The organism is Achromobacter sp. NFACC18-2 (genome assembly GCF_900108985.1).
Classification (GTDB): Bacteria; Pseudomonadota; Gammaproteobacteria; order Burkholderiales; family Burkholderiaceae_B; genus Achromobacter.
The window spans coordinates 30,353-52,415 of sequence record NZ_FNYM01000014.1 but is presented as its reverse complement, the minus strand read 5'-3'; the positions used below and the strand labels follow the sequence as shown (position 1 = coordinate 52,415).

General features: G+C 67.8%; 21 protein-coding genes. 11 read left to right on the top strand and 10 right to left on the bottom strand.

Features of this window, described 5'->3' with window-relative positions:
- Nucleotides 1–62: 62 nt before the first annotated feature.
- Genes BMW75_RS20365 through BMW75_RS20340 form a run of 6 tightly spaced genes read left to right on the top strand, consistent with a single transcriptional unit; the run spans nt 63 to nt 5,087 of the window.
- Nucleotides 63–1,166 (top strand): polyamine ABC transporter substrate-binding protein, encoded by a 1,104-nt coding sequence (locus BMW75_RS20365; RefSeq protein WP_092581632.1) that lies wholly within the window; start codon nt 63–65, stop codon nt 1,164–1,166.
- Nucleotides 1,167–1,171: 5 nt separating this feature from the next.
- Complete coding sequence (locus tag BMW75_RS20360) at nt 1,172–2,299, top strand: ABC transporter ATP-binding protein (protein WP_092581631.1); 1,128 nt, start codon at nt 1,172–1,174, stop codon at nt 2,297–2,299.
- Nucleotides 2,296–3,213, top strand: a complete 918-nt coding sequence (locus BMW75_RS20355; RefSeq protein ID WP_076519819.1) for an ABC transporter permease subunit — start codon at nt 2,296–2,298, stop codon at nt 3,211–3,213. The genes BMW75_RS20360 and BMW75_RS20355 overlap by 4 nt, the downstream gene beginning before the upstream one ends.
- Complete coding sequence (locus BMW75_RS20350; RefSeq protein ID WP_092581630.1) at nt 3,210–4,019, top strand: ABC transporter permease subunit; 810 nt, start codon at nt 3,210–3,212, stop codon at nt 4,017–4,019. The genes BMW75_RS20355 and BMW75_RS20350 overlap by 4 nt, the downstream gene beginning before the upstream one ends.
- Complete coding sequence (locus tag BMW75_RS20345) at nt 4,016–4,372, top strand: arsenate reductase (RefSeq protein WP_092581629.1); 357 nt, start codon at nt 4,016–4,018, stop codon at nt 4,370–4,372. Before BMW75_RS20350 ends, BMW75_RS20345 begins: the two co-directional genes overlap by 4 nt.
- Complete coding sequence (locus tag BMW75_RS20340; protein WP_254792082.1) at nt 4,341–5,087, top strand: DNA-3-methyladenine glycosylase; 747 nt, start codon at nt 4,341–4,343, stop codon at nt 5,085–5,087. Before BMW75_RS20345 ends, BMW75_RS20340 begins: the two co-directional genes overlap by 32 nt.
- Here BMW75_RS20340 and BMW75_RS20335 read toward each other — a convergent pair.
- The gene (locus BMW75_RS20335; RefSeq protein WP_254792081.1) at nt 5,084–5,782 is read right to left on the bottom strand and encodes a PhoP regulatory network YrbL family protein; all 699 of its coding nucleotides are present in this window, start codon (nt 5,780–5,782) and stop codon (nt 5,084–5,086) included. The genes BMW75_RS20340 and BMW75_RS20335 overlap by 4 nt on opposite strands.
- A gap of 99 nt (nt 5,783–5,881) precedes the next feature.
- On the opposite strand from BMW75_RS20335, the gene rmuC reads away from it, so the two are divergent.
- From rmuC to phoU, 5 genes are all read left to right on the top strand, one after another.
- Nucleotides 5,882–7,300, top strand: coding sequence for a DNA recombination protein RmuC (gene rmuC / locus BMW75_RS20330; protein WP_371467447.1), 1,419 nt, complete (start codon nt 5,882–5,884; stop codon nt 7,298–7,300).
- A gap of 119 nt (nt 7,301–7,419) precedes the next feature.
- On the top strand, nt 7,420–8,949 hold the full coding sequence (locus BMW75_RS20325) for an amidase (RefSeq protein ID WP_092581706.1): 1,530 nt from the start codon (nt 7,420–7,422) through the stop codon (nt 8,947–8,949).
- Between the two features lie 84 nt (nt 8,950–9,033).
- Nucleotides 9,034–10,698: an isovaleryl-CoA dehydrogenase gene (locus BMW75_RS20320; RefSeq protein WP_092581627.1), complete on the top strand. Its 1,665-nt coding sequence runs from the start codon at nt 9,034–9,036 to the stop codon at nt 10,696–10,698.
- 39 nt (nt 10,699–10,737) lie between these two features.
- On the top strand, nt 10,738–11,418 hold the full coding sequence (rpiA, locus tag BMW75_RS20315) for a ribose-5-phosphate isomerase RpiA (RefSeq protein ID WP_092581626.1): 681 nt from the start codon (nt 10,738–10,740) through the stop codon (nt 11,416–11,418).
- Between the two features lie 165 nt (nt 11,419–11,583).
- Nucleotides 11,584–12,312, top strand: coding sequence for a phosphate signaling complex protein PhoU (gene phoU, locus BMW75_RS20310; RefSeq protein WP_076519826.1), 729 nt, complete (start codon nt 11,584–11,586; stop codon nt 12,310–12,312).
- Nucleotides 12,313–12,331: 19 nt separating this feature from the next.
- Here the strand turns inward: phoU and BMW75_RS20305 are convergent, their stop codons facing one another.
- The 9 genes from BMW75_RS20305 to hydA all read right to left on the bottom strand — a co-directional run bounded on the left by BMW75_RS20305 (nt 12,332) and on the right by hydA (nt 22,058).
- The gene (locus BMW75_RS20305; RefSeq protein WP_092581624.1) at nt 12,332–14,284 is read right to left on the bottom strand and encodes a phosphocholine-specific phospholipase C; all 1,953 of its coding nucleotides are present in this window, start codon (nt 14,282–14,284) and stop codon (nt 12,332–12,334) included.
- Between the two features lie 140 nt (nt 14,285–14,424).
- Complete coding sequence (locus BMW75_RS20300; RefSeq protein WP_008164523.1) at nt 14,425–14,697, bottom strand: oxidative damage protection protein; 273 nt, start codon at nt 14,695–14,697, stop codon at nt 14,425–14,427.
- A 104-nt stretch (nt 14,698–14,801) separates the two neighbouring features.
- On the bottom strand, nt 14,802–16,160 hold the full coding sequence (gene argA / locus BMW75_RS20295; protein WP_076519828.1) for an amino-acid N-acetyltransferase: 1,359 nt from the start codon (nt 16,158–16,160) through the stop codon (nt 14,802–14,804).
- Nucleotides 16,161–16,379: 219 nt separating this feature from the next.
- Nucleotides 16,380–17,054 carry an amino acid ABC transporter permease gene (locus tag BMW75_RS20290; protein WP_076519829.1) on the bottom strand — a complete coding sequence of 225 codons (675 nt, stop codon included), beginning with the start codon at nt 17,052–17,054 and terminating at the stop codon, nt 16,380–16,382.
- Nucleotides 17,055–17,228: 174 nt separating this feature from the next.
- A complete protein-coding gene (locus BMW75_RS20285) occupies nt 17,229–17,906 on the bottom strand; it encodes an amino acid ABC transporter permease (RefSeq protein WP_254792080.1) in 678 nt (225 codons plus the stop codon).
- Nucleotides 17,907–17,925: 19 nt separating this feature from the next.
- Entirely contained in the window at nt 17,926–18,672 is a 747-nt protein-coding gene (locus BMW75_RS20280; protein ID WP_092581623.1) for an amino acid ABC transporter ATP-binding protein, read from the bottom strand.
- 72 nt (nt 18,673–18,744) lie between these two features.
- A complete protein-coding gene (locus BMW75_RS20275) occupies nt 18,745–19,599 on the bottom strand; it encodes a transporter substrate-binding domain-containing protein (RefSeq protein ID WP_092581622.1) in 855 nt (284 codons plus the stop codon).
- A 10-nt stretch (nt 19,600–19,609) separates the two neighbouring features.
- Nucleotides 19,610–20,557 carry an N-carbamoyl-D-amino-acid hydrolase gene (locus tag BMW75_RS20270; protein ID WP_092581621.1) on the bottom strand — a complete coding sequence of 316 codons (948 nt, stop codon included), beginning with the start codon at nt 20,555–20,557 and terminating at the stop codon, nt 19,610–19,612.
- Nucleotides 20,558–20,579: 22 nt separating this feature from the next.
- Nucleotides 20,580–22,058 (bottom strand): dihydropyrimidinase, encoded by a 1,479-nt coding sequence (gene hydA / locus BMW75_RS20265; protein WP_092581620.1) that lies wholly within the window; start codon nt 22,056–22,058, stop codon nt 20,580–20,582.
- Nucleotides 22,059–22,063: the final 5 nt, after the last annotated feature.

The following is a 22,063-nucleotide window of genomic DNA, read 5'->3' as shown; positions in this document are numbered from 1 at the left end:
TTTATCATTTCGCCTTTTGGTACTTCTGTCGCATACGGCATAGAGCAAGGGGGCTGGTCATAATGAAACTGAAGGCGGGAATGCGCTGGGCGCTCGGCGCGGTGCTGGTTGCGGCGGCCACATCGGCGGCCGTGGCGCAGAATAAGGTCGTCAACGTCTATAACTGGGCCGAATACACGGCGCCGGACACGATCCCGGGTTTCGAAAAGGAAACCGGCATCAAGGTCCGCTACGACGTCTACGACAGCAACGACGCGCTGCAGGCCAAGCTGCTGGCCGGCAAGTCGGGTTACGACGTCGTTGTCCCGTCCACCCATTACGCCTCGCGCCAGATCGAGGCGGGCCTCTTCCAGAAGCTGGACAAGTCCAAGATCCCCAACTGGAAGTACCTGGATCCCGAAATCATGGCGCTCGTCGCCACGGTCGATCCCGGCAATGAACACGCCATTCCGTGGGGCTACGGCACCAACGGCCTGGGCTACAACGTCACCAAGGTCAAGCAGATCATGGGCGACGGCGTGGACCTCGCCAGCTGGGACATGCTCTTCAAGCCCGAGAACGCCGCCAAGCTGAAGGAATGCGGCATCTCCATGCTGGACGAAGCCGCGCAGGTCTTTCCGGCCGTGCTCAAGTACCTGGGCAAGGACCCCAACAGCACCAACGCCGCCGACTACCAGGCCGCGATGGAAGTCCTGAAGAAGATCCGCCCGTACATCCGCCAGTTCAGCTCGTCTGGCTACATCGACGAGCTGGCCGTGGGCGACCTGTGCATGGTCTACGGCTTCTCCGGCGACGTCATGATCGCGCGCAAGCGCGCGCAGGACGCCAAGAAGCCCTACGAAGTGAACTACTTCATTCCCAAGGGCGGCGCGCCGGCGTGGTTCGACCTGATGGTCATCCCCAAGGACGCCCCGCACCCCGAAGAGGCGCTGGCCTTCATCAACTACATCGAGACGCCGAAGGTCCACGCGGCCATCACCAACACCATGTTCTACCCCAACGCCAACAAAGAGGCGCGGCAGTACGTGAACAAGGACGTGGCTGACAATCCCATGATCTACCCGCCGGCCGAGGTTTCCAAGACGCTGTACGTGATCAAGGCGCTGCCCTTGAACATCGCGCGCCTGCAGAACAAGTTGTGGTCCGAGCTGAAGTTGGGAAATTAGTCATCATGAACGACAGCCGTTACTCGGCGCCGCACTCGGCGGACCCGGACGAGTTCGTCCGGGTCTCCGACGTGGTGAAGATCTTTGGCGACGTGGTTGCCGTGCGTTCCGTCAACCTGTCCGTCAAGCGCAACGAAATCTTCGCGCTGCTGGGCAGCTCCGGCAGCGGCAAGTCCACCTTGCTGCGCATGCTGGCGGGTTTCGAAGAAACCACCTCGGGCCAGATCCTGCTGGACGGCGAGGACATCACCAGCGTGCCGCCGTACCGCCGGCCCGTGAACATGATGTTCCAGTCGTATGCGCTGTTCCCGCACATGACGGTCGAGGCCAACGTGGCCTTCGGCCTCAAGCAGGAAGGCGTGGACCGCGCGGAAATCCATGACCGCGTGTTCGAGGCGCTGGACCTGGTGCAGATGGCGGGCTATTCCCGCCGCAAGCCCAACCAGCTCTCCGGCGGGCAGCAGCAGCGCGTGGCGCTGGCGCGCAGCCTGGTCAAGCGTCCCAAGCTGCTGTTGCTGGACGAGCCCATGTCGGCGCTGGACAAGCAGATCCGCCAGAAGACGCAGATCGAGCTCGTCAAGATCCTGGAGCAGGTCGGCGTGACCTGCATCATGGTCACCCACGACCAGGAAGAGGCCATGACCATGGCGCACCGCCTGGCCGTCATGACCGAAGGCCAGATCGTCCAGTGCGGCACGCCCCAGGACGTCTACGCCTTCCCGAATTCGCGCTTCGTCGCCAGTTTCATCGGTTCGACCAACATGTTCACCGGCACCATCGTGGTCGACGAACCCGACCACGTCGCCATCGAATGCGCCGAACTGAGCCGGCCGCTCTACGTGAACCACGGCGTGAGCGAGCCCCTGGGCATGGAAGTGCACGTGTCCATCCGCCCCGAGCGCCTGCTGGTGTCGCGCGAGCAGCCCGACGGCGACTACAACTGGGCGCACGGCATGGTCAGCCACATGGCCTGGATGGGCAGCTACGCGCTCTATCAGATCCGCCTGGATTCCGGCAAGACGGTCGAGGCCAGCGTGCCCAGCCGCCTGCTCGCCCAGATGGATGCGCCGGGCATCGACGAAGAGATCTTCGTGAGCTGGGACGCCGACAGCGCGACGGTGCTTGCGTCATGATCCGCTTTTCGCCCCGCGACTGGCTCCCGTCGGGCCGGGCCCTGGCCGTGGTGCCGCCGTTTGCCTGGCTGGTGCTGTTCCTGCTGCTGCCCTTCCTGCTGGTGCTGAAGATCAGCTTTGCCGAAATGAAATTCGGCATTCCGCCCTACACGTCGCTGGCGCAGTTCCAGGACGAGGCCATCCAGTTCAGCCTGCACCTGCGCGGCTACATCCTGCTGTTCACGGAAGACCAGTACGTCCGGACCTACCTCAGCTCGGTGAAGATCGCCGGCATCACCACGCTGGTCTGCGTGCTGATCGGCTATCCCATCGCGTACTACATCGCGCGTTCCTCGGCGCGGGTGCGCAACCTGTTGCTGCTGGCGGTGATCCTGCCGTTCTGGACTTCGCTGCTGCTGCGCGTGTATGCCTGGGTGGGCATCCTGCGCAACGACGGCCTGCTGAACAACCTGTTGCAGGCCCTGGGCCTTATTTCCAGCCCGCTCGAGATCTACCGGACCGACCTCGCCGTGTACATCGGCATGGTCTATGCCTATCTGCCGTTCTTCATCCTGCCGCTGTACGCGACGCTGGTGAAGATGGACCTGCGCCTGCTGGAGGCCGCCTACGACCTGGGCGCCAAGCCCTGGCAGGCGTTCTGGCAAATCACGGTGCCGATGTCGCGCCAGGGCGTGATCGCCGGCGCCATGCTCGTGTTCATCCCCGCCGTGGGCGAATACGTGATTCCGGAAATGCTGGGCGGCGCCAACACGCTGATGATCGGACGCGTGATGTGGAATGAATTCTTCAACAACGCCGACTGGCCGATGGCATCGGCCGTGACGTGCGTGATGGTGCTGCTGCTGCTCGTGCCGCTGGTTTATTTCCAGTACAGCCAGGTCAGGCAGCAGCGCCAGGCCGGAGGCCGCGCATGAACGGTCCCAACAAGACGCTGCGCGCCCTGGTCCTGGGACTGGGCTACTTTTTCCTGTACGTGCCCATCCTCAGCCTGATGGTGTTTTCGTTCAACGAATCCCCGTCCGTCACGTCGTGGACGGGGTTTTCGCTGCGCTGGTATCACTCGCTGGTCAACGACGACGCGCTGCTGCGCGCGGCCTGGCTGTCGTTCCGCATCGCCGTGTTGACCGCCACCGCGGCGGTTATCATCGGCACCTGGGCGGGCTACGTGCTGAGCCGCATGGGGCGCTTTCGCGGCTTTGCGCTGTACGTGGGCATGCTGAGCGCACCGCTGGTGATCCCCGAGGTCGTGCTGGGCATCTCGCTGTTGTTGATGTTCGTGGAACTGCGCGGCACGCTGGGCTGGCCCGAGCAGAACGGCATGTTCACGATCTGGGTGGGACACGTGACGCTGTGCATGGCCTTCGTGGCCGTCGTCATCCAGACCCGCATCCGCGACCTGGACCGCTCGCTGGAAGAAGCGGCGCTGGACCTGGGCGCCACGCCCATCACCGTGTTCTTCAAGATCACGCTGCCGCTCATCGCGCCCGCGCTGGCGTCGGCCTGGCTGCTGTCGTTCACGCTGTCGCTGGACGACGTCGTCATCGCGTCGTTCCTGTCCGGCCCCGGGTCCAGCACGCTGCCCATGGAGGTCTTCTCCCGGGTGCGCCTGGGCCTCAAGCCCGAGATCAACGCGCTGGCCACCCTGTTCATCCTGGCGGTGGGCACCTGCGTGATCCTCGCCAACCGCATGCAATGGCGCAAGGAGTCCGAATCCAAATGAAGCAAACCACCCTGTATGGCCTGGCCAAGTGCAGCACCTGCGTCAAGGCTCGCGACTGGCTCACCGAGCACGGCGTCGATCACGCCTTCGTCGACTACCGCGACGAGCCGGTGCCGGCCGCCACGCTCAAGTCCTGGTCCGAGCAGGTCGGCGGCTGGGAAAAGCTGGTCAACCGCGCCTCGATGACCTGGCGCAATCTGCCCGAAGAGCGCAAGACGGCCCACACCGACGCGCAGTGGACCAAGCTGATCGCCGAGTACCCGGCGCTGGTGCGCCGCCCGGTCACGGTGACGCCGGATGGCGAGGTGAGCGTTGGCTTCAGTGAAAAGCGCTACGGCGAACGTTTCGCCTGAGTCCGCGGGGCTGGCCGGCCGGGCGCTGCCCGACGCCTTCTTCGACCGCGATGCGGCCCAGCTCGCGCGCGAGCTGCCGGGCAAGGTGATCCGCCACCGGGTCGGCGGCCTGTGGCTGTCGGCCCGCATCATCGAGACCGAAGCCTACTATCTGGAAGAGCGGGGCAGCCATGCCTCGCTGGGCTACACCCACAAGCGCCGCGCCCTGTTCATGGACGGCGGCACCATCTATATGTATTACGCGCGGGGCGGGGATTCGCTGAATTTCAGCGCGGGCGGTCCGGGCAATGCCGTGCTGATCAAGTCCGCCTATCCCTGGACCGATGCGCTGTCCGGGCCCGAGGCGCTTGCCCGCATGCGCGAACTGAACCCCGACGCGCAAGGCCGGCCGCGGCCGCTGGGCGCGCTCTGCGCGGGCCAGACGCTGCTTTGCCGATCGCTGGGCCTGAAGGTGCCGGATTGGGACGCCCGCCGTTTCGATCCTCAAGCGCTGTATGTCGAAGACGTGGGCGAAGCGCCGCCTTTCCTCGTGTGCACCACCCGGCTGGGCATTCCGGCCGGGCGCGACGAACACCTGAGCTATCGGTTCGTGGACCCGGCCTACGTCGCCTTCTGCACGCGCAATCCGTTGCGGCGCGGCCAGCGCGCCGGGCATGACTATGTCTGGGTGGACCGCCAGGGCATCATCCTGCCCGAGGCGCCGGCGGGCGGCTAGAAGCCGGCTTCGCGCACGCGCCTGGCCAGCGATTCGCGCAACTGCGCATACTTGCGCTGGATACGCCGGCGATTGAGCCGCTTGCTCCAGGCATACAGCGGAATCAGGGGCAGCACGCCAAAGCCGTCGATAAGATACAGCCCCGGTTTGCCGTCGGCGTTCAGGCCCACCGCGATATTGCTGGCCGACATGTCGTGCACCACGACATGCGCGTCGGCAAGATCGTCGAAGAATTCATCCAGTTGCGCCTTCAGGGCATCGTCCAGCTGGCCCTTGAGTGCCAGGTCGGTCACCGTCGGCGCCATGTTGCCGGCGCCATCGGTGATCTTTTCGACCACCAGGCCCAGGCCCAGCGAGGTTTGCGCAACGCCGACCACGCGCGCCATCGGCACCTGCCATACGCCGGAGGGGCGGGTGGTGGTGGTGACGTATTCCGAGATTTCGTTCAGGTAGACGCGGTAGGCGCTTTCGCGCTGATACTGCTTGTACCAGCGCTTGAACGGCCGGGCATCCAGGTAGATGGCGCGCGCGCGCATGTCCATGACCTTGACGAGCAGGGCCGGCGAATGCGGGTGCTGGAAGATGTGGCGGTCTCCGCCCGTGGCCAGCGGCGTTTCCGAATCCAGGTCCAGCGGTCCGAACACGGATTGGAAGGAAACGTCAGGCGTGCAGGCGGAGCGATCGGCGGAGTTCAATGCGGCGGGCGGATCTGTTGGGCTGGCCGCCAGTGTAATCCGGTTGTCCTTGCCGCGTCTTTCCGCCCGCCGCTGCAATCGGCTGGAACGCGGGGCGGGATGAGTCCTACAATTCGCGCTTTGGAGACGCCTCTTTTGAACGACATTCTGCTTTGGGTCGCCGCCGGCGGCGCCGTGCTGGCCTTTGTGGCCGCGGTGCTGGCGTGGCTGCGTCCGTCCGCTTCCGATGCCCGCCTGGACGCCGTGCTGGAGGGCCTGGAGAGAACCGAGCGCGCACTGCGCGCAGACATCGCGGAGGGCCAGCGCGGCCTGCGCAGCGAGTTTTCCGACTCCACGCGCGCCCTGCGCGTGGAACTGTCGCAGTCGCATGGCGACTTGCGCGCGGGCCTGTCGCGCGACGCGCAGGCCGCGCGCGCCGAATCGGCCGAATCGCTGGCGCGCTTTGCCGCGGGGTTTTCGGAGCAGTTGCAGGGACTCATCCAGATCAACGAGCGGCGCCTGATGGAAGTGCGCGCCACCGTGGACCAGCGTCTGCAGTCCCTGCAGTCGGACAACAGCGCCAAACTGGACGAGATGCGCCGCACCGTGGACGAAAAGCTGCACGCCACGCTGGAGCAGCGGCTCGGTGAATCCTTCAAGCTGGTCTCCGACCGCCTGGAGGCCGTGCACAAGGGGCTGGGCGAAATGCAGGCGCTGGCGGCCGGGGTGGGGGACCTGAAGCGGGTGCTGACCAACGTAAAGTCCCGCGGCACGTGGGGCGAAGTGCAACTGGCCAGGCTGATCGAAGACAACATGACGCCGGACCAGTACGCCGCCAACGTCAAGCCCGTCCCGGGCAGCGACGCGGCCGTCGAATTCGCGATCCGCCTGCCCGGCCGCGGCGACGGCGGCGATCCCGTCTGGCTGCCGATCGACGCCAAGTTTCCCAAGGAAGAGTACGAGCGCCTCATGGACGCGCAGGAGGCGGCGGACGCCGAGGGCGTGAAGATGGCCGGGGCCGCGCTGGGCAGGGCGGTCGAAGTGCAGGCGCGCCTGATCGCCGGCAAATACATCGCACCGCCCCACACCACCGACTTCGCGATCATGTTCCTGCCCACGGAAAGCCTGTATGCCGAGGTGCTGCGCCGGCCCGGCCTGCTGGACAAGCTGCATGACCTGCGCGTCAATGTGGCGGGTCCGAGCAACCTGGCGGCGCTGCTGAACAGCCTGCAGATGGGGTTCCGCACGCTGGCGATCGAGCAGCGTTCGTCCGAGGTGTGGCAGGTGCTGCGGGCGGTCAAGACTGAATTCGGCAAGTTCGGCGAATCCCTGGCCAGCGTCAAGAAGACCCTGGACACGGCCAGCAACAAGATCGGGCAGACCGAAGTGCGCACCCGCGCGATGCTCCGGAACCTGAAGGGCGTGGAAGCGCTGCCCGAGGCCGATGCGCTGCGCCTGCTGGGCACGGACGCTGCCGATGCGGCGCAGGCCGACGAGGACACCGACGCGCCCCGCGCGCCGTCCGCCGGCGCCGCCTGACGCGGGGGTCCGGAAGATTCGGACCCATTCCCGCCCGGGGGCGCGCTTGTTGCCCGTCCCCGCAGCCGATATCCTCATGCATGCGGCACTTCGCCGTCGATCCCTGGAGCATCGTCAGCATGAGCATCGCAGAACGCCATGATTCCTCTCCCCTCGACGCGACGGCGCTGGGCGCCGACATCGCCCAAGGCGCCACCACGGCGCTGGCTGCCATGCAGCAGGCGCTGGCGCGCGTCGCGGCCCGCAACCCGTCCATCAACGCGGCCTGCGGCGTGCAGGCGGAAGCCGGCCTGCGGCTGGCGCAGGCGCTGGACGACGAACTGGCGTCCCTGTCGTCCGACCAGCGCCTGGCGCAGTTGCGCGACCGGCCGTTCCTGGGCGTGCCCACCCTGCTCAAGGACCTGGGCACCGCCGCCATCGGCCTGCCCAGCGCGATGGGCTCGGTGCTGTACGGCCAGGTGCAGTGGAATGTCGACGCCGACCTCGTCAAGCGCTATCGCCGCGCCGGCCTGATTCCTTTCGGCCGCACCACCAGCGCCGAACTTGGCCTGAGCCCCACGACCGAATCCCCCGTCTACGGACCGGCCACCCAGAACCCCTGGAAGCGGGGCCACAGCGCCGGCGGCTCCAGCGGCGGCGCGGGCGCGGCGCTGGCCAGCGGCATGGTGCGCATCGCGCATGGCAGCGACGGCGGCGGTTCGATCCGCATTCCGGCGTCGTGCTGCGGCGTGCTGGGCCTGAAGCCCTCGCGCGGCCTGATGCCGCTGGGCCCGCTCAAGGGCGAGGGCTGGGGCGGCCTGGCCACCGAACACATGATGACCCTGTCCGTCCGCGACTGCGCGGCCTCGCTCGACATCAGCGCGGGCGCCGACGTGGGCGCGCCCTATGCCGCGCCCGCCCAGCCCCCGGAATCCTTCCGCGCGGTGGTGGCCCGGGTGGCCGCGGATCCGCGCGCGGCGCCCCGGCGGCGCATCGCCTTCGTCAATACCACCTACGAAGGCGGCGCCATCCATCCCGACGTGGCCGCCACGCTGGACGAGGCCGCCGCGTTCCTTGCCGCGCTGGGACACGAACTGGTGCCGGCCGCGCCGCCCGCGGGCTCCGAGGAAGTCCTGTCGCCCATGCTGCCGCTGATCGCCAGCGCGGCGGCCAATGCCATCGACAGTTTCGTCGCCGCGCGGGGCAGGCGCCTGGCCGCCGACGAACTGCAACCTACCACACTGGGCGCGCGCGAATACGCCCGCGCAATCTCCGGCGCGCAATACGTGGCCTGCGTCGATACCTGCCACGAGATCACCCGGCGCGTCGGGCGATTCCTGCATCGCGATGGCGCCCAGGGCTTCGACCTGTTCCTCAGCCCGGTGCTGGCGCAGCCGCCCGCGCCCATCGGCCGCTACGCCATGGACAACGCCGACTATCTGGCCTACCGTCTGGGCAAGAAGGGCGTCATCGGCTATTCGCCGTTTGCGCCGCTGGCCAACCTGACGGGCATGCCGGCCATTTCCATTCCGTTCGGCATGTCCGCCGACGGGTTGCCGATCGGCATCCAGGTCATGGGGCCGCTCGGCGCCGAGGCGCAACTGCTGGAACTGGCCGCGCAGATCGAGGCCCTGCGGCCCTGGACGCTGACGGCGCCCATGGCTGTCTAGCGCCGGGGCCCGCGGGGCAGGCCGCGCCGCGCATACGGGCACACGTCCATGCGGCGCGGCGGCCGATCGAATCAGGGGGATTCCATGTCATCGTTCGCGACGCACACCGTGTTCAACCAGGTTCCGCCCCTGGAAGACTATTCCCTGTACGACACCGATCCCGCCCTGCGCGAGGCCGTGCGCCGCGAGGGTGCGCAGGCCTGGGCGGGCGACCTGAACGCCCACGGCGCCTGGCTGGGCCGCGCGCAAACGCTGGCCGCGGGGGCCGAGGCCAACCGCAGTCCGCCGCGCCTGGTCAGCTACGACCGGGCGGGCCATCGCGTCGACCGCATCGAGTTCCACCCCGCCTGGAACCTGCTCATGACCGGCATCATGGCCCGCGGCCTGCACAGCCGCGCCTGGATGCAGCCCGCGCCGGGAGCGCAGGTGGCGCGCGCGGCCGCCTACCTGATGCAGGGCCAGGTCGAGGCCGGCACCCTGTGCCCCACCACCATGACCTTCGCCGCCGTGCCGCTGCTGCAGCGCGAGCCCGCCGGCGTGGTGGACTTCGCCGGCCAGTGGCTGCCCGCGCTGTATTCGCGGGAATTCGACCCCGCCGATGCGCCGCTCGGCGCCAAGCGCAGCGCCCTGATCGGCATGGGCATGACGGAAAAGCAGGGCGGCTCGGACCTGCGGGCGGTCACGACGCGCGCCATGCCGCTGGGCGCGCCCGGGCGCGGTTGCGCGTATCAGCTCGTGGGGCACAAATGGTTCTTCTCGGTGCCGCAGGCCGATGCGCACCTGGTGCTGGCCCAGACGGACGAGGGCCTCTGCTGCTTTCTCGTTCCGCGCTGGATCCCCGACGGCCCGCGCAACGCCGTGCGCGTGCGGCGCCTGAAGGACAAGCTGGGCAATTGCAGCAACGCCAGCTCGGAGGTCGAGTTCGAAGAGGCCTGGGGTGTCATGGTCGGCGAGCCCGGACGCGGCCTGTCGGTGCTGCTCGAAATGGCGGGCACGACGCGGCTGGACTGCGTGCTGGGCAGCGCCGCGCTGTTGCGCCAGGCGCTGGCGCAGTCGGCGCATCATGCGCTGCACCGCCAGGCGTTCGGCAAGCGGCTGGTCGAACAGCCGCTGATGCGCAATGTGCTGGCCGACCTGGCCCTGGAAAGCGAAGCGGCCATGGCGCTGGCCCTGCGCCTGGCGCGGGCCGTGGACGAACGCGCCGACGCCGGCGCGCGCGCGCTGGTGCGCGTGGGCACGCCTGCCGCCAAGCTCTGGGTCTGCAAGCGCGCGGTGGCCGCCGTGGCCGAGTGCATGGAGGTCTGGGGCGGCAATGGCTACGTCGAAGACGGCCCGATGCCCCGGCTCTATCGGGAAACGCCGGTCAACTCCATCTGGGAGGGCTCGGGCAACGTGATGGCGCTGGACGTGCTGCGGGCGTTGCAGCGCGAACCAGAGGCGCTGCCCGCGCTGGAGGCCGAGCTGGGGCGCGCCGCGGGGCAGCACCGCGGTTACGACGAGGCCCTGGCGCGCTGGCGCGCGCTGCTGGCGGACACCGAGCAGGCTCCCTTCCAGGCGCGGCGGATCGCCGGCGGCCTGGCGCGCCTGTGGCAGGCCGCCTTGCTCATCGAGCACGCGCCCGCCGCGGTGTCGGACGCCTTCGTGGCCAGCCGCCTGCAGGCGCCGGGGGGCATGTTTGGTGAAATGCCCGCCGGCGCCGACACGCACGCGATCCTCGCGCGCGCCTGGCCCGAAACCGCCGCATGCTAAATTTCCTGGCTCACGCAACTTTTCCGCACTTCTACCGCCATGCTCTCCCAGCAAGAACTCAAGCAGCAAGCCGCTGACGCGGCCCTGGAATTCGTCGAACAGGTCGCCGGCCCGGACGCCATCATCGGCGTGGGCACCGGTTCCACGGCTGACCTGTTCATCGACGGCCTGGCGCGATTCAAGGGCCGCATCGGCGGCACGGTGGCCAGTTCCGAGCGCAGCGCGGCCCGTCTGGCGGGTCATGGCCTGAAAGTGCTGGACCTGAACGACGTCTCCACCATGCCCATCTACGTGGACGGCGCCGACGAGATCAACGCCAACCTGCACATGATCAAGGGCGGCGGCGGCGCGCTGACGCGCGAGAAGATCGTGGCCTCGGTGGCCGAGCGCTTCATCTGCATCGCCGATGAATCCAAGCTGGTCCAGACGCTGGGCAAGTTTCCGTTGCCGCTCGAAGTCATTCCGATGGCGCGGGAATCCGTTGCCCGCGCGCTGACCGCGCTGGGCGGCCAGCCCCGGCTGCGCGAGGGCTTTGTCACGGACAACGGCAACATCATCCTGGACGTGTCCGGGCTGTCCATCACCGACGCGCCCGCGTTCGAAGCCATCGTCAACAACCTGCCGGGCGTCGTGACTTGCGGCCTGTTCGCGCTGTCGGGCGCCGACGTGGCGCTGCTGGCCACCCAGAACGGCATCCGCCGCCTGGACCGCGCCGGCTGATCAGACGCCGGCCTGCAGGCCCCGCCGATCCGCCTTGCCGGGGGCGGGGCCTCGATTCATAATCCTGTCACACTTGGGTCATAACCTTGCCGGTTGTGCAGGCCCATCTCGTAACCTCTTCTATTTCGGGGCAATGCAATGAGATCAACCACGCAGGGAGCCCGGATGACGGAGCATACAAACAAGCAGTTCGACGCCGATCTGGAGAGCGTCCGTTCGCAATTCTTGCAAATGGGCGGCGTGGTGGAAGCCATGATCCAGGAGGCGATCGACGCGCTGGCCAGCGGCGATATGTCGCTGGTCGATAAGGTTCGCGAGCGGGAAAAGGAAGTCAACCGCCACGAAGTCGAGATCGACGAAAGCATCAGCCGCATCCTGGCCCGGCACCAGCCCACCGCCATCGACCTGCGCATGCTGATGGCCGTGTCCAAGATGCTGACCGACATGGAGCGTTCCGGCGACGAGGCCGAGAAAGTCGCCACCGTTGCCCGCCGCGTCCATGAAGGCGAACTGCGCCACATTCCCGTGATCGAACTGCGCCACATGGCCGCCGCCGTGCGCACCATGCTGCACCAGGCGCTGGATGCGTTCGCTCGCCTCGATCCCATCCTGGCCGCCGCCGTCGTGCGCAGCGACAAGGAAGTGGACAAGGAATGGAAGGGCGCGCTGCGCCACCTGATCACCTACATGATCGAAGATCCGCGCACCATTTCGCGCGCCATCGACATGATCTTCATCGCGCGCGCGCTCGAACGCATCGGCGACCACGCCAAGAACATGTCCGAGCGCGTGATCTACATGGTCAAGGGCGCCGACGTGCGCCACACCGGCGTGAAGAACACCGAGCGCCTGGCGCGCGGTGAAGAAGAGTCCGAGGACACCTCGGACCAGTAAGCGCCCACCGCCTGCCGCCTCAAAGCGGCAGCGCCGATCCCTGGCACAGCCGGGGATCCGGCACACCCGGCTTGCCGCCGTCGATGCGACCGGCAAGCCGGCGTCCGAAGCCCGGCATCGCCGGCGCACCCACCTCCAGGTCGTACCATCCCTCGCAGCCCGCGTACTTGAGCTCGACCGCGCCGCCGGCGGGCACGTGCGCCATGGCGCGCCAGCCGTCCTGCATGTGCGATTCCACCCTGACCGGTTGCGGCGTGTCGCCGTGGTTGACCAGCCGCAGGCGCAGGCCCGAGGTCACGGGCACGAGCTGCGCTTCCAGCATGCCCGCGTCCTGCGCATCGCCGCGGAACTGGCGGTGAAAACCGTCCGGCCCCAGCAGCCACAGGTCATACGCGCCGTTTTCCGCCAGCCGCCAGCCGTCGTCCAGGCGCGCGCCCGCGCCCACCGTGTAGCGCCGGGGCGCCCGCGTCAGCGCAAGACGGTCATAGACGTGCAGCACGGCGCCCGCGCTGCCCGGATTGCGCAGCGTCAGCCGGTAATGTTCGCCATCGGCCGCCATCTTGCCCACGGCCTCCAGCGCATAGGGCAAGGGACAGGTGTGGCGGTTGCTGTCGGGATGATGCGGCCCCCGGTCGCCCGCGAAATCGAAGGCCGACGTCAGGTCGCCCGCCACCGTACGGCGCCAGGCGCTGATGTTGGGTTCGGCGACGCCGAAGCGCGCTTCCAGGAATCGGAGCACGGAGGTGTGGTCGAACACCTGCGAATTGACCCAGCCGCCCCGGCTCCAGGGCGAAACCACCAGCATGGGCACGCGCGGACCCAGCCCGAAGGCGCGGCCGTGCAGGGCCGCGGGATCGTCCGGCGTGGACGCGCTGGGGCCGTGCCGCGCGTCATGGTATTCGCCATCGAGTTCGACAGTGGACAGGCCGCCCGATTCGCCGTCCGGATGGCGCGCGGGCGGCGCGGGCGGCGGCATGTGGTCGAAGAAGCAATCGTTTTCGTCATAGGTGACGAACAGCACGCACCGGCTCCACGTTTCGGGGTCCCGCGTCAGGATGTCCAGCACGCGCTCGGTGTAGGCGCCGCCCTGGCGGGGCGAGGACACTTCGGGGTGCTCCGAATCCGCCGCGGACGCGATGATCCAGGATACGGCGGGCAGCGTGCCCTGCGCCACGTCGCGGGCCAGATCGTCCAGGGTGCGGGTGGCCAGCGCGCGGTCGCGCAGCGGCGCCTCGGCCGCCGCGCTTGCGTGTTGGCTGCGGTACTGCCTGAAGCCAGCGAGCGGGTTGTCGTTGTAGTTGTCCGCCATGTCCTGGTAGATGCGCCAGTCCACGCCCGCCGCTTGCAGCCGTTCCGGATAGGTGGTCCAGGCGTAGCCCTCGGTGGCCGGCCCGAGCCGGTCATAGGTGTTGACGAGCGCCGGTCCACCTGCCGCGCCCTGTGGATCGTTGGTCCCCGTCCACAGGAACAGCCGGTTCGGGTTGGTGCCGGCCTGGATCGAACAGTGATAGGCGTCGCACACCGTGAAGGCATTGGCCAGCGCCGTCTGGAACGGCACGTCGGCGCCCTGGTAGGCGCCCATGCCCAGCCGGCTCTTGGCGGACAGCCACTGGTCCATGCGGCCGTCGTTCCAGGCGCGCTGCGCGTCGTCCCAGGTATGCGGCGTGATGTAGCCCACCGGCGTGTCGCTGGCGCACTCCGGCTGCAGGTCGTAGGGACGGCAGCGGGCCTGGCCGTCCGCCTGCGTCATGACCGTGCCCGCCGGGGTGGGGGCCGGATGCGGATCGGCAAAGCCGCGCACGCCCGGCAGCGTGCCGAAATAGTGGTCGAAGGAGCGGTTTTCCTGCATCAGGATGACGACGTGGCGCACGTCTCGCAGCGTGCCGGTCGTGCGATCGGGTTCGATCCGCAGGGCGCGCTCGATGACGGGGGACGGGTCAGGTGCGATGGGCAGGCGCGATTCTTCTTTCATGACAGCGTTAATACGGTCAGCGGTCTGTGAATCTTAAGGTCTTGGGGGCCGAGATCTTGAGGGTGCATGCGAAAAGGCAAAAGCCCCTCGCGGGGCGAGGGGCTTTGCGATGCCGCACGCCGCGGGCGCGGCGTATCGGGTCAGGCCGAGGGCGGGACGTAGCCGTCGGCTTCGACGCTGCCGTCCTCGAACAGGTAGCGTTCCATCTGCTGTTGCAGGTACTTGCGCGCGCGGGCGTCGGCCAGGTTCAGCCGGTTTTCGTTCACGAGGCGCGTCTGCACGCCTTTCCAGTCTTCCCAGGCTTCCTTGGAAATGCTTTGCCAGATGCGCGTGCCGACTTCGCCGGGATAGGGCGGATAGTCCAGCCCTTCTGCTTCACGCTTCAATTTCACACAGTTGACGATACGGGCCATGGTTCGCTGCCGGAAAAATGAATAACGCCACATTTTAGCGGGCTTGGCGCGCGCCGGGCGCCAAGCCCCTTCCATCCTCCGCGGATTGGCGCGGGGAGCGGGTGTCAGAGCTTCTTGATGAAGACCAGGCTGTTGCGGGAGCGGTTGTAGTTGTTTTGCTTTTCGCGGGGCAGGTCGGCGATGCCGCCTTGCACGAAGCCGCGCTTCATGAACCAGTGCGAGGTGCGGGTGGTCAGCACGAACAGCCGCTTGGCGCCCGCGGCGCGGGCGCGCGATTCCATGTGGCGCAGCAGGATTTCGCCTTCGCCGGAGCCCTGCCATTCGGGGTGCACGATCAGGCAGGCCATTTCGGCCATCTGCTCGTCGGGGAAGGCATGCAGCGCCGCGCAACCGTAGATGACGCCATCGTGCTCGAGCACGGTGAAGTTCTCGACGTCGCGCTCGACCACGCTGCGCGGGCGCGGCACCAGCGTGCCGTCGGCTTCCAGGGGTTCGATCAGGCTGAGGATGGCGCCCACGTCGTCGATCGTGGCGGGGCGCAGGTCGTCCAGCGTGTCCTCGACCACCATGGTGCCCACGCCATCGTGGGTGAAGATCTCGAGCAGCACGCTGCCGTCCAGTTCGAAGGGCAGCAGGTGGGCGCGCGCCACCCCGCGCTTGACCGCGAGCGAGGCGTATTGCAGGAAGGAATGGGTTTCTTCGTCCAGCTCGCCGCCCGCCAGCAGCGCGTCGGCATCCACGCGCGCCAGTTCGGTGTCCAGCGTGCCGTCGTCGTTCAGCACGCCCTGCGAGCGCGACAGGAAGATGAGTTTTTCGGCGCGCAGCGCCACGGCCACGCTGGTGGCGAGGTCTTCCATGGCCAGGTTGAAGGCGTCGCCCGTCGGCGAGAAACCCAGCGGCGACAGCAGCACGACCGACGAGGCTTTCTCGATGGCGAACTTCAGCGCCTCCACGTCGATCTTGCGAACCTGGCCGGTGTGCTTGTAGTCCACGCCGTCCAGCACGCCCGCGGGGCGCGCGGTGACGAAATTGCCGGAGATCACGCGGATGTGGGCGTGCGACATGGGCGTGTTGGGCAGCCCCTGGCTGAAGGCCGCCTCGATGTCCAGGCGGATCTCGCCGGCGGCTTCCTTGGCGCATTCGAGCGCGGCGGCGTCGGTGGGGGACAGGCCCCGGTCGAACTGCTGCGTATAGCCCTTCAGGCGCAATTGCTCGTTGACCTGCGGCCGCGAGCCGTGCACCAGCACCAGCCGGATGCCCAGCGAGGACAGCAGGGACAGATCCTGGACCAGGGCATTCAGCGCGCCGGCCTGCACCAGTTCGCCGCCAAACGCCACCACGAACGTCTTGCCTCGGAATGCATGCACATACGGCGCCACGTCTCGGAACCATCGCACAAACTGCGCGGCGGCAAATTCAGGGGCTTCAAGGGCGGAGACGGTGTCTGGTTCCAGGTCGGGCATGATGAGTGTTGCTTTGATCCTATGGGTCGCGGGACGGCGCAGGCGGAAGGGCCTGGCCGCACGCGCCGCCCGAGGGGGGCGGCGCTACGCGGAATTATATGGCCGCGCCCGGACGGCCACTGGCGCCGGTCCGCCGCATTGTGGCGGACGCCCCACAGGCGGCCTCCGCCCGGCGTCCGGGGCGTCGGGCCCCGGCCCGCGTTGCCAGCCCCCGCGGTCTCAATGCCGGGAAAGCTGCCGGTGTTCCAGCCGGCTGAGCAGGCGCACGACGGGCCACAGCAGCGCCAGGTAGAACAGCGCCGCCAGCACGATGGGCGACGGGTTGTAGACCAGCGACTGGGCGTCGCGCGCCACCCGCAGCAGCTCCGGCAGCGCGACGGCGCTGGCCAGCGTGGTCAGCTTGACCACTTCGAGCGTGTTGCTGATGAGATCCGGCATGACGTTGCGCGTGGCCTGCGGGATCTGCACATGCCACATCGTCTGCCAGGCGGACAGGCCCGTGGACCGCGCCGCTTCGACCTGGCCGCGCGGCACGCTTTCCAGCCCGGCGCGGAAGACCTCGCCGTAGTAGGAGGAATTGTTCAGCATGAAGCCCACCGCCACCGCCAGCAGCTTGGGCAGGTCCAGTCCCAGGAACGGCGCGCCGAAGTAGATGAAGATCAGCAGCACCAGCGGCGGCAGGGCGCGGAAGAAATCGATGTAGATGGCCAGCAGCACGCGCGCCCAGCGGGCCTTGAGCGTGACGGACAGCACGCCGATGAGCAGCCCCGACGCCAGCCCCACCGGGATCACCATGGCCGACAGCATCAGCGTGCGGCCCAGGCCCTGCAGCAGGTAGGGCGCGACGTTGGCGTAGACGTTCAGATTGAAGAAATTCTGCAGGATTTCGTCCATGCGGTTCCCCTGGGCCCATTGCGGGCTCCCTTGTTGTGTTTAGCCGGCCTGCGCGGCCCTGCGTGGCCTTACGTGGCATTGCGCAGGCCGCGCCGATCGTTTGCGGTCCTTTCCGGGGTCCGTGTTTTCAGGTCCGTGCTTCCAGGTCCGTGCTTCCAGATCAGTGCTTCCAGGTCAGTGCTTCCACTTGAACCGCGTTTCGGTCCAGCGTCCCAGCACCACCACCGGCAGGAAGATGAGCAGGCAGGCCACGGCCGCCAAGGTCAGCGGCGTGGCGTTGCCTGCGTTGCTGCTGGCCGACTGCGCATTGTTGAGCACTTCGCTCAAGCCCACGACCGAGCCCAGTGCCGTGCTCTTGGTGATGGCGATGACGCGGTTGGTCAGCGGCGCGACGGTCAGTCTCAACGCCTGCGGCATCACGACATACACCATGCTCTGCAGCCAGTTCAGCCCCGTGGAGCGCGCCGCCTCGGCCTGGCCGCGCGGCACCGACAGGATGCCCGCCCAGAAGATCTCCTCGGCAAACGCGGCCAGCACCAGCGACAGCGACAGCCAGCACGCCACGAAGGCGGACATCGACAGGTTGATGTACGGGAACGCGAAAAACAGCACCATGATGACCACCAGCGGCGGCAGCGCGCGCAGGATGTCGGCAAAACAGATGATCAGGAAATTCAACGGCCGGATGCGCAGCGCGCGCGCCACGGCCAGCACCAGGCCCAGCGCCACGCCCGTGGCGGCCACGGCCACGCCCAGTTGCAGCGTGACCCACATGCCGGCCAGGATGTCGGGCAGATAGCGCCACGCGACCTCGGCGTTGAAGAATGAGAACAGCAGGGCTTTCAGATCCATGGAGCGCTCACCGGGCCGCTTACGCGGCATGCTCCGCCATGCGGGCCAGGAAGGCCTGCGTGCGGGGTTGACGGGGGGCGCCAAAGACGTCCTGCGGCGGACCTTGCTCGACGATCACGCCGCCGTCCATGAAGACGACCCGGTCGGCCGCGGCGCGGGCAAAACCCATTTCATGGCTGACCACCATCATCGTCATGCCGTCGCGCTTGAGTTCGCGCATCACGGCCAGCACGCTGCCCACGAGCTCCGGGTCGAGCGCGCTGGTGGGCTCGTCGAACAGCACGACCTTGGGACGCAGCGCGAGCGAGCGCGCAATGCCCACGCGCTGCTGCTGGCCGCCGGATAACTGGTCGGGGTAGGCCTTTGCCTTGTCGGCCAGTCCCACGCGGTCCAGCGCCTCCATGCCGCGGCGGTCGGCCTCGGCGCGCGACAGCTTCTGCACCTTGCGCAGCGCCAGCGTGATGTTCGACAGCACGGACATGTGGCGGTACAGGTTGAAATGCTGGAACACCATGCCGATGTTCTGGCGGATGCGATTCAGTTCGGCCGAAGGCGCGGTGATTTCCTCGCCATCGACGTGGATGGTGCCGGCGGACGGCTCCTCGAGCCGGTTGCAGCAGCGCAGCAGGCTGCTCTTGCCCGAGCCGGACGGGCCGATCATGAAGACCAGCTCGCCCTTGCCCACGTCCAGGTCGATGCCCTTGAGGACGGCGTTGTCGCCATAGGACTTGTGCAGCCCGGCGATTTTCAGGATAGGCGTTTCCATTGGAAGCTCCTCGGTGCGCGGGCGCGGGCCGCAAGCGACCCGTCCCATGTCGTTGGCGTTGGCGTCGGGCAATCAGCTGCAGCGCAGCGCGACCGGCTTGGCGTCGTAACCGGGCAGGTTGGGCACGCCCTGGCCGGGCGTCACCGTGACCGCCGCGGAACCGGGGGCGGGCGTGAAGCCGAACCATTTCTGCGCCAGCTTGGAGACCGTGCCGTCCTGCTTCAGGCACTTGAGCGCCATCGACACCCGGTCGCGGCCCGCCGGGTCGTCCAGCCGGAACGCCAGCGCCCAGACCAGGCCCGTCTTGATGGTGTAGCTGGTGCGCACCGCCGGGTTCTGCTTGGCGGCCCACGCCGCTACCGTGTTGCCCGCCAGGTTGGCGTCGGCGCGGCCGGCCTGCACCGCCTGGACCGCGTCCGCGTTGGAGGCGTACACGTCATACGAAAAGCCGTACTTGGCGGCGTTGTCGCGTGCCCAGTTCTCGTAGGCCGACCCCTTGTTGACCGCCAGCTTCTTGCCCTTCAGATCCTCCAGGCCCGAGATGTCCTTGGCGTTCTTGCCGATCACGAAGGTGTAGTCGGTGTTCAGGTAGCCCTCGGAGAACAACAGCGCGCGGGCGCGTTCCTCGGTGGCCGTGGTGGGCGCCAGCACGAAGTCGTATTTCTTGGCGTTCAGCCCCGGAATCAGCGCGGCGTACTCGGTGCCTTCGATCTTGATGGTGGTGCCCAGCTGCTTGGCGAGCGCCTGGCCCAGCTCGATGTTGAAGCCGTCCAGGCCGCCGCCCAGCTTGGGCATGGCGTGTGGCGCGAACGTGGCGTCCACGCCGGTCGTGAGGGGCTGGGCGGTCGCGGCCAGGCTGGCGCCGGCCAGGCACAGCGCAAGGCCGCAGCGGCCGGCAGTGATCAGGGTGCGGGTAAGTCGGGTCATGGCAGGTCCTTTAGGGAAGAGGCGTCTTGCCCAGGGCGGGGCCGGTGCCTACGCGCTCGAGAATCAGGCCGTAGTGTTCCGGGCGCCGGTGGGCGGCGAAGTTGAAGATGTGCTGCTTGAAGGTGTCTCCCAGCGCCAGATCGGCCTGGCAGAAAATCACCTCGTCCTCCTCCCCCTGCGCCTGCGCCACGATCTCGCCCGTGGGCGCGACAATGGCCGATCCGGCGATCAGGTGGCTGCCGTCTTCCACGCCGGCCTTGCCTGCCGCTGCCACCCAGACCGCGTTCTGATACGCGGCCGCCTGCAGGCTGAGCAGGTGGTGGAACATGCGCAAGTGGACCGGTTCGTTCCAGTGGATATTCTTTGACGGCGTGTTGTATCCCAGCGCCACGATCTCGGCGCCTTGCAGCGCGAGCACGCGCCAGGTCTCCGTCCAGCGGCGGTCATTGCACAGGCACATGCCGATGCGCGTGTCCATCGTTTCCCAGACGTTGAAGCCTTCGTTGCCGACCTCGAAGAACTTCTTTTCCAGGTGCTGGAACGGCGCGTCGGGCTTGTGGTCGCTGTGGCCCGGCAGATGGATCTTGCGGTAGCGTCCGACGATGCGCGCGTTGGCGTCGACCAGGATGCTGGTGTTGAATCGCCGGCCGTCCGTGGCGATCTCGGCATAGCCCAGGTAAAAGCCGATACCCAGTTCCCGCGCGGTGTCGAACAGCACGCGGGTCTCGGGACCGGGCATCTCTTTTTCGAAGTAGCGTTCCATCGCCTCTTCTTCCGTCATCCAGTAGCGCGGAAAAAAGGTCGTGAGCGCCAGCTCCGGAAACACCACCATGCGCGCGCCGCGTGCGTGCGCCTCGCGCATCATGGCCAGGAGCCGCGCGACCGCCTGGCGGCGCGACTCCTGCGGTTGCACCGGGCCCATCTGCGCGACCGCCAGGCCGAAGGGACGTTTGCTCATGCCGTGATCCTCATGCGGAAATTCAATCGGCGCTGGTGGCCGAAAAATACTTGCGCACCAGCGCGTTCGGGTTGCCGGTCAGGCGCTGGCGCAGCACGGGCTCGGGGGTGCCGCGCTTGATGAAGCGGCCGCTGCCGCGCGCCACGTGCAATTGCCCGTCCTCGACGGCGACGCGGCCGCGGCTGATGACCACTTCCGGCCAGCCGCGCACGGTCCGGCCCTCGTAGGGCGTGTAGCCCACGTTGTCGTGCAGCATGGCGGCGGAGATCGTCACCTCGCGTTCCGGGTTCCAGATGGCGATGTCGGCGTCCGCGCCCACCGCGATGGTTCCCTTCTGCGGGTACAGGCCGTAGGTGCGGGCGTGATTCGTGGCGGTCAGGGCGACGAAGCGTTCGATCGACATGCGGCCGCCCAGCACGCCCTCGGAAAAGAGCAGGGGCATGCGGACCTCCAGCCCCGGCACGCCGTTGGCCACGTCCTTGAAGGTGGTCGCGTCGCCCTTGGGCAGCTTGCCGCTGGCGTCGAAGCGGTAAGGCGCGTGGTCGGACGAATAGATCTGCAGGGTGCCGTCGACCAGGCCTTGCCAGACGGCCGCTTGCGAGGCGGCGTCGCGCGGGGGCGGGCTGCAGCAGAACTTGGCGCCTTCCAGGCCCGGCGCGTCGATGTCCTCGGCGGTCAGGAACAGGTACTGCGGGCAGCTTTCGGCGTGGATGGGCAGGCCCAGCGCCTGCGACGAATGCACCACCTGCACCGCTTCCAGCCCGGCCACGTGCACGATCAGGATCGGCACGTCCATCAGGCGGGCCAGCGTCACGGCGCGGTGGGTCGCTTCGCTTTCGGCCAGCGGCGTGTGGGCCACGGCGTGGTACTTGGGCGCCGTCATGCCGCGTTCGGCCAGGCGCCGCGCCACCCAGCGGATCATGTCGTTGTTCTCGGCATGCACCATGACCAGCGCGCCCTCGCGGTCGGCAACCTCCAGCACGTCCAGCAACTGGTAGTCGTCCAGCTTCAGGCGGTCGTAGGTCATGAACACCTTGAAGGAGGTGATGCCGTTTTTGATGAGTTCGGGCAGGTCGTGCTTGAGCGCCTGTTCCGTGGGGTCCGACAGGATCAGGTGAAAGCCGTAGTCGATGACTGCCTTCTCTTCGGCGCGGCGGGCGTAGTCGGCCACCACCTCCGGCAGCGCGTTGCCGCGATGCTGGGCCGCAAACGGAATGATGGTGGTGGTGCCGCCGAACGCCGCCGACACCGTGGCGCTGTAGAAATCGTCCGCGCACATGATGCCCATGCCGGAGAGCTGTTCGACGTGGCAATGGCTGTCGATGCCGCCCGGCAGCACCCAGCGCCCCGCCGCGTCGATGTCGCGCGCGCCGGGCGGCAGGCCCTGGCCCAGCGCGGCGATCACGCCGTCGCGCACGCCGATGTCTGCGTAAAAGGTGTCGGTGGCCGTGCTGATGCGGCCGTTGCGGATCGTCAGGTCGAATGCTGCGGTATCGGTCATGGGAT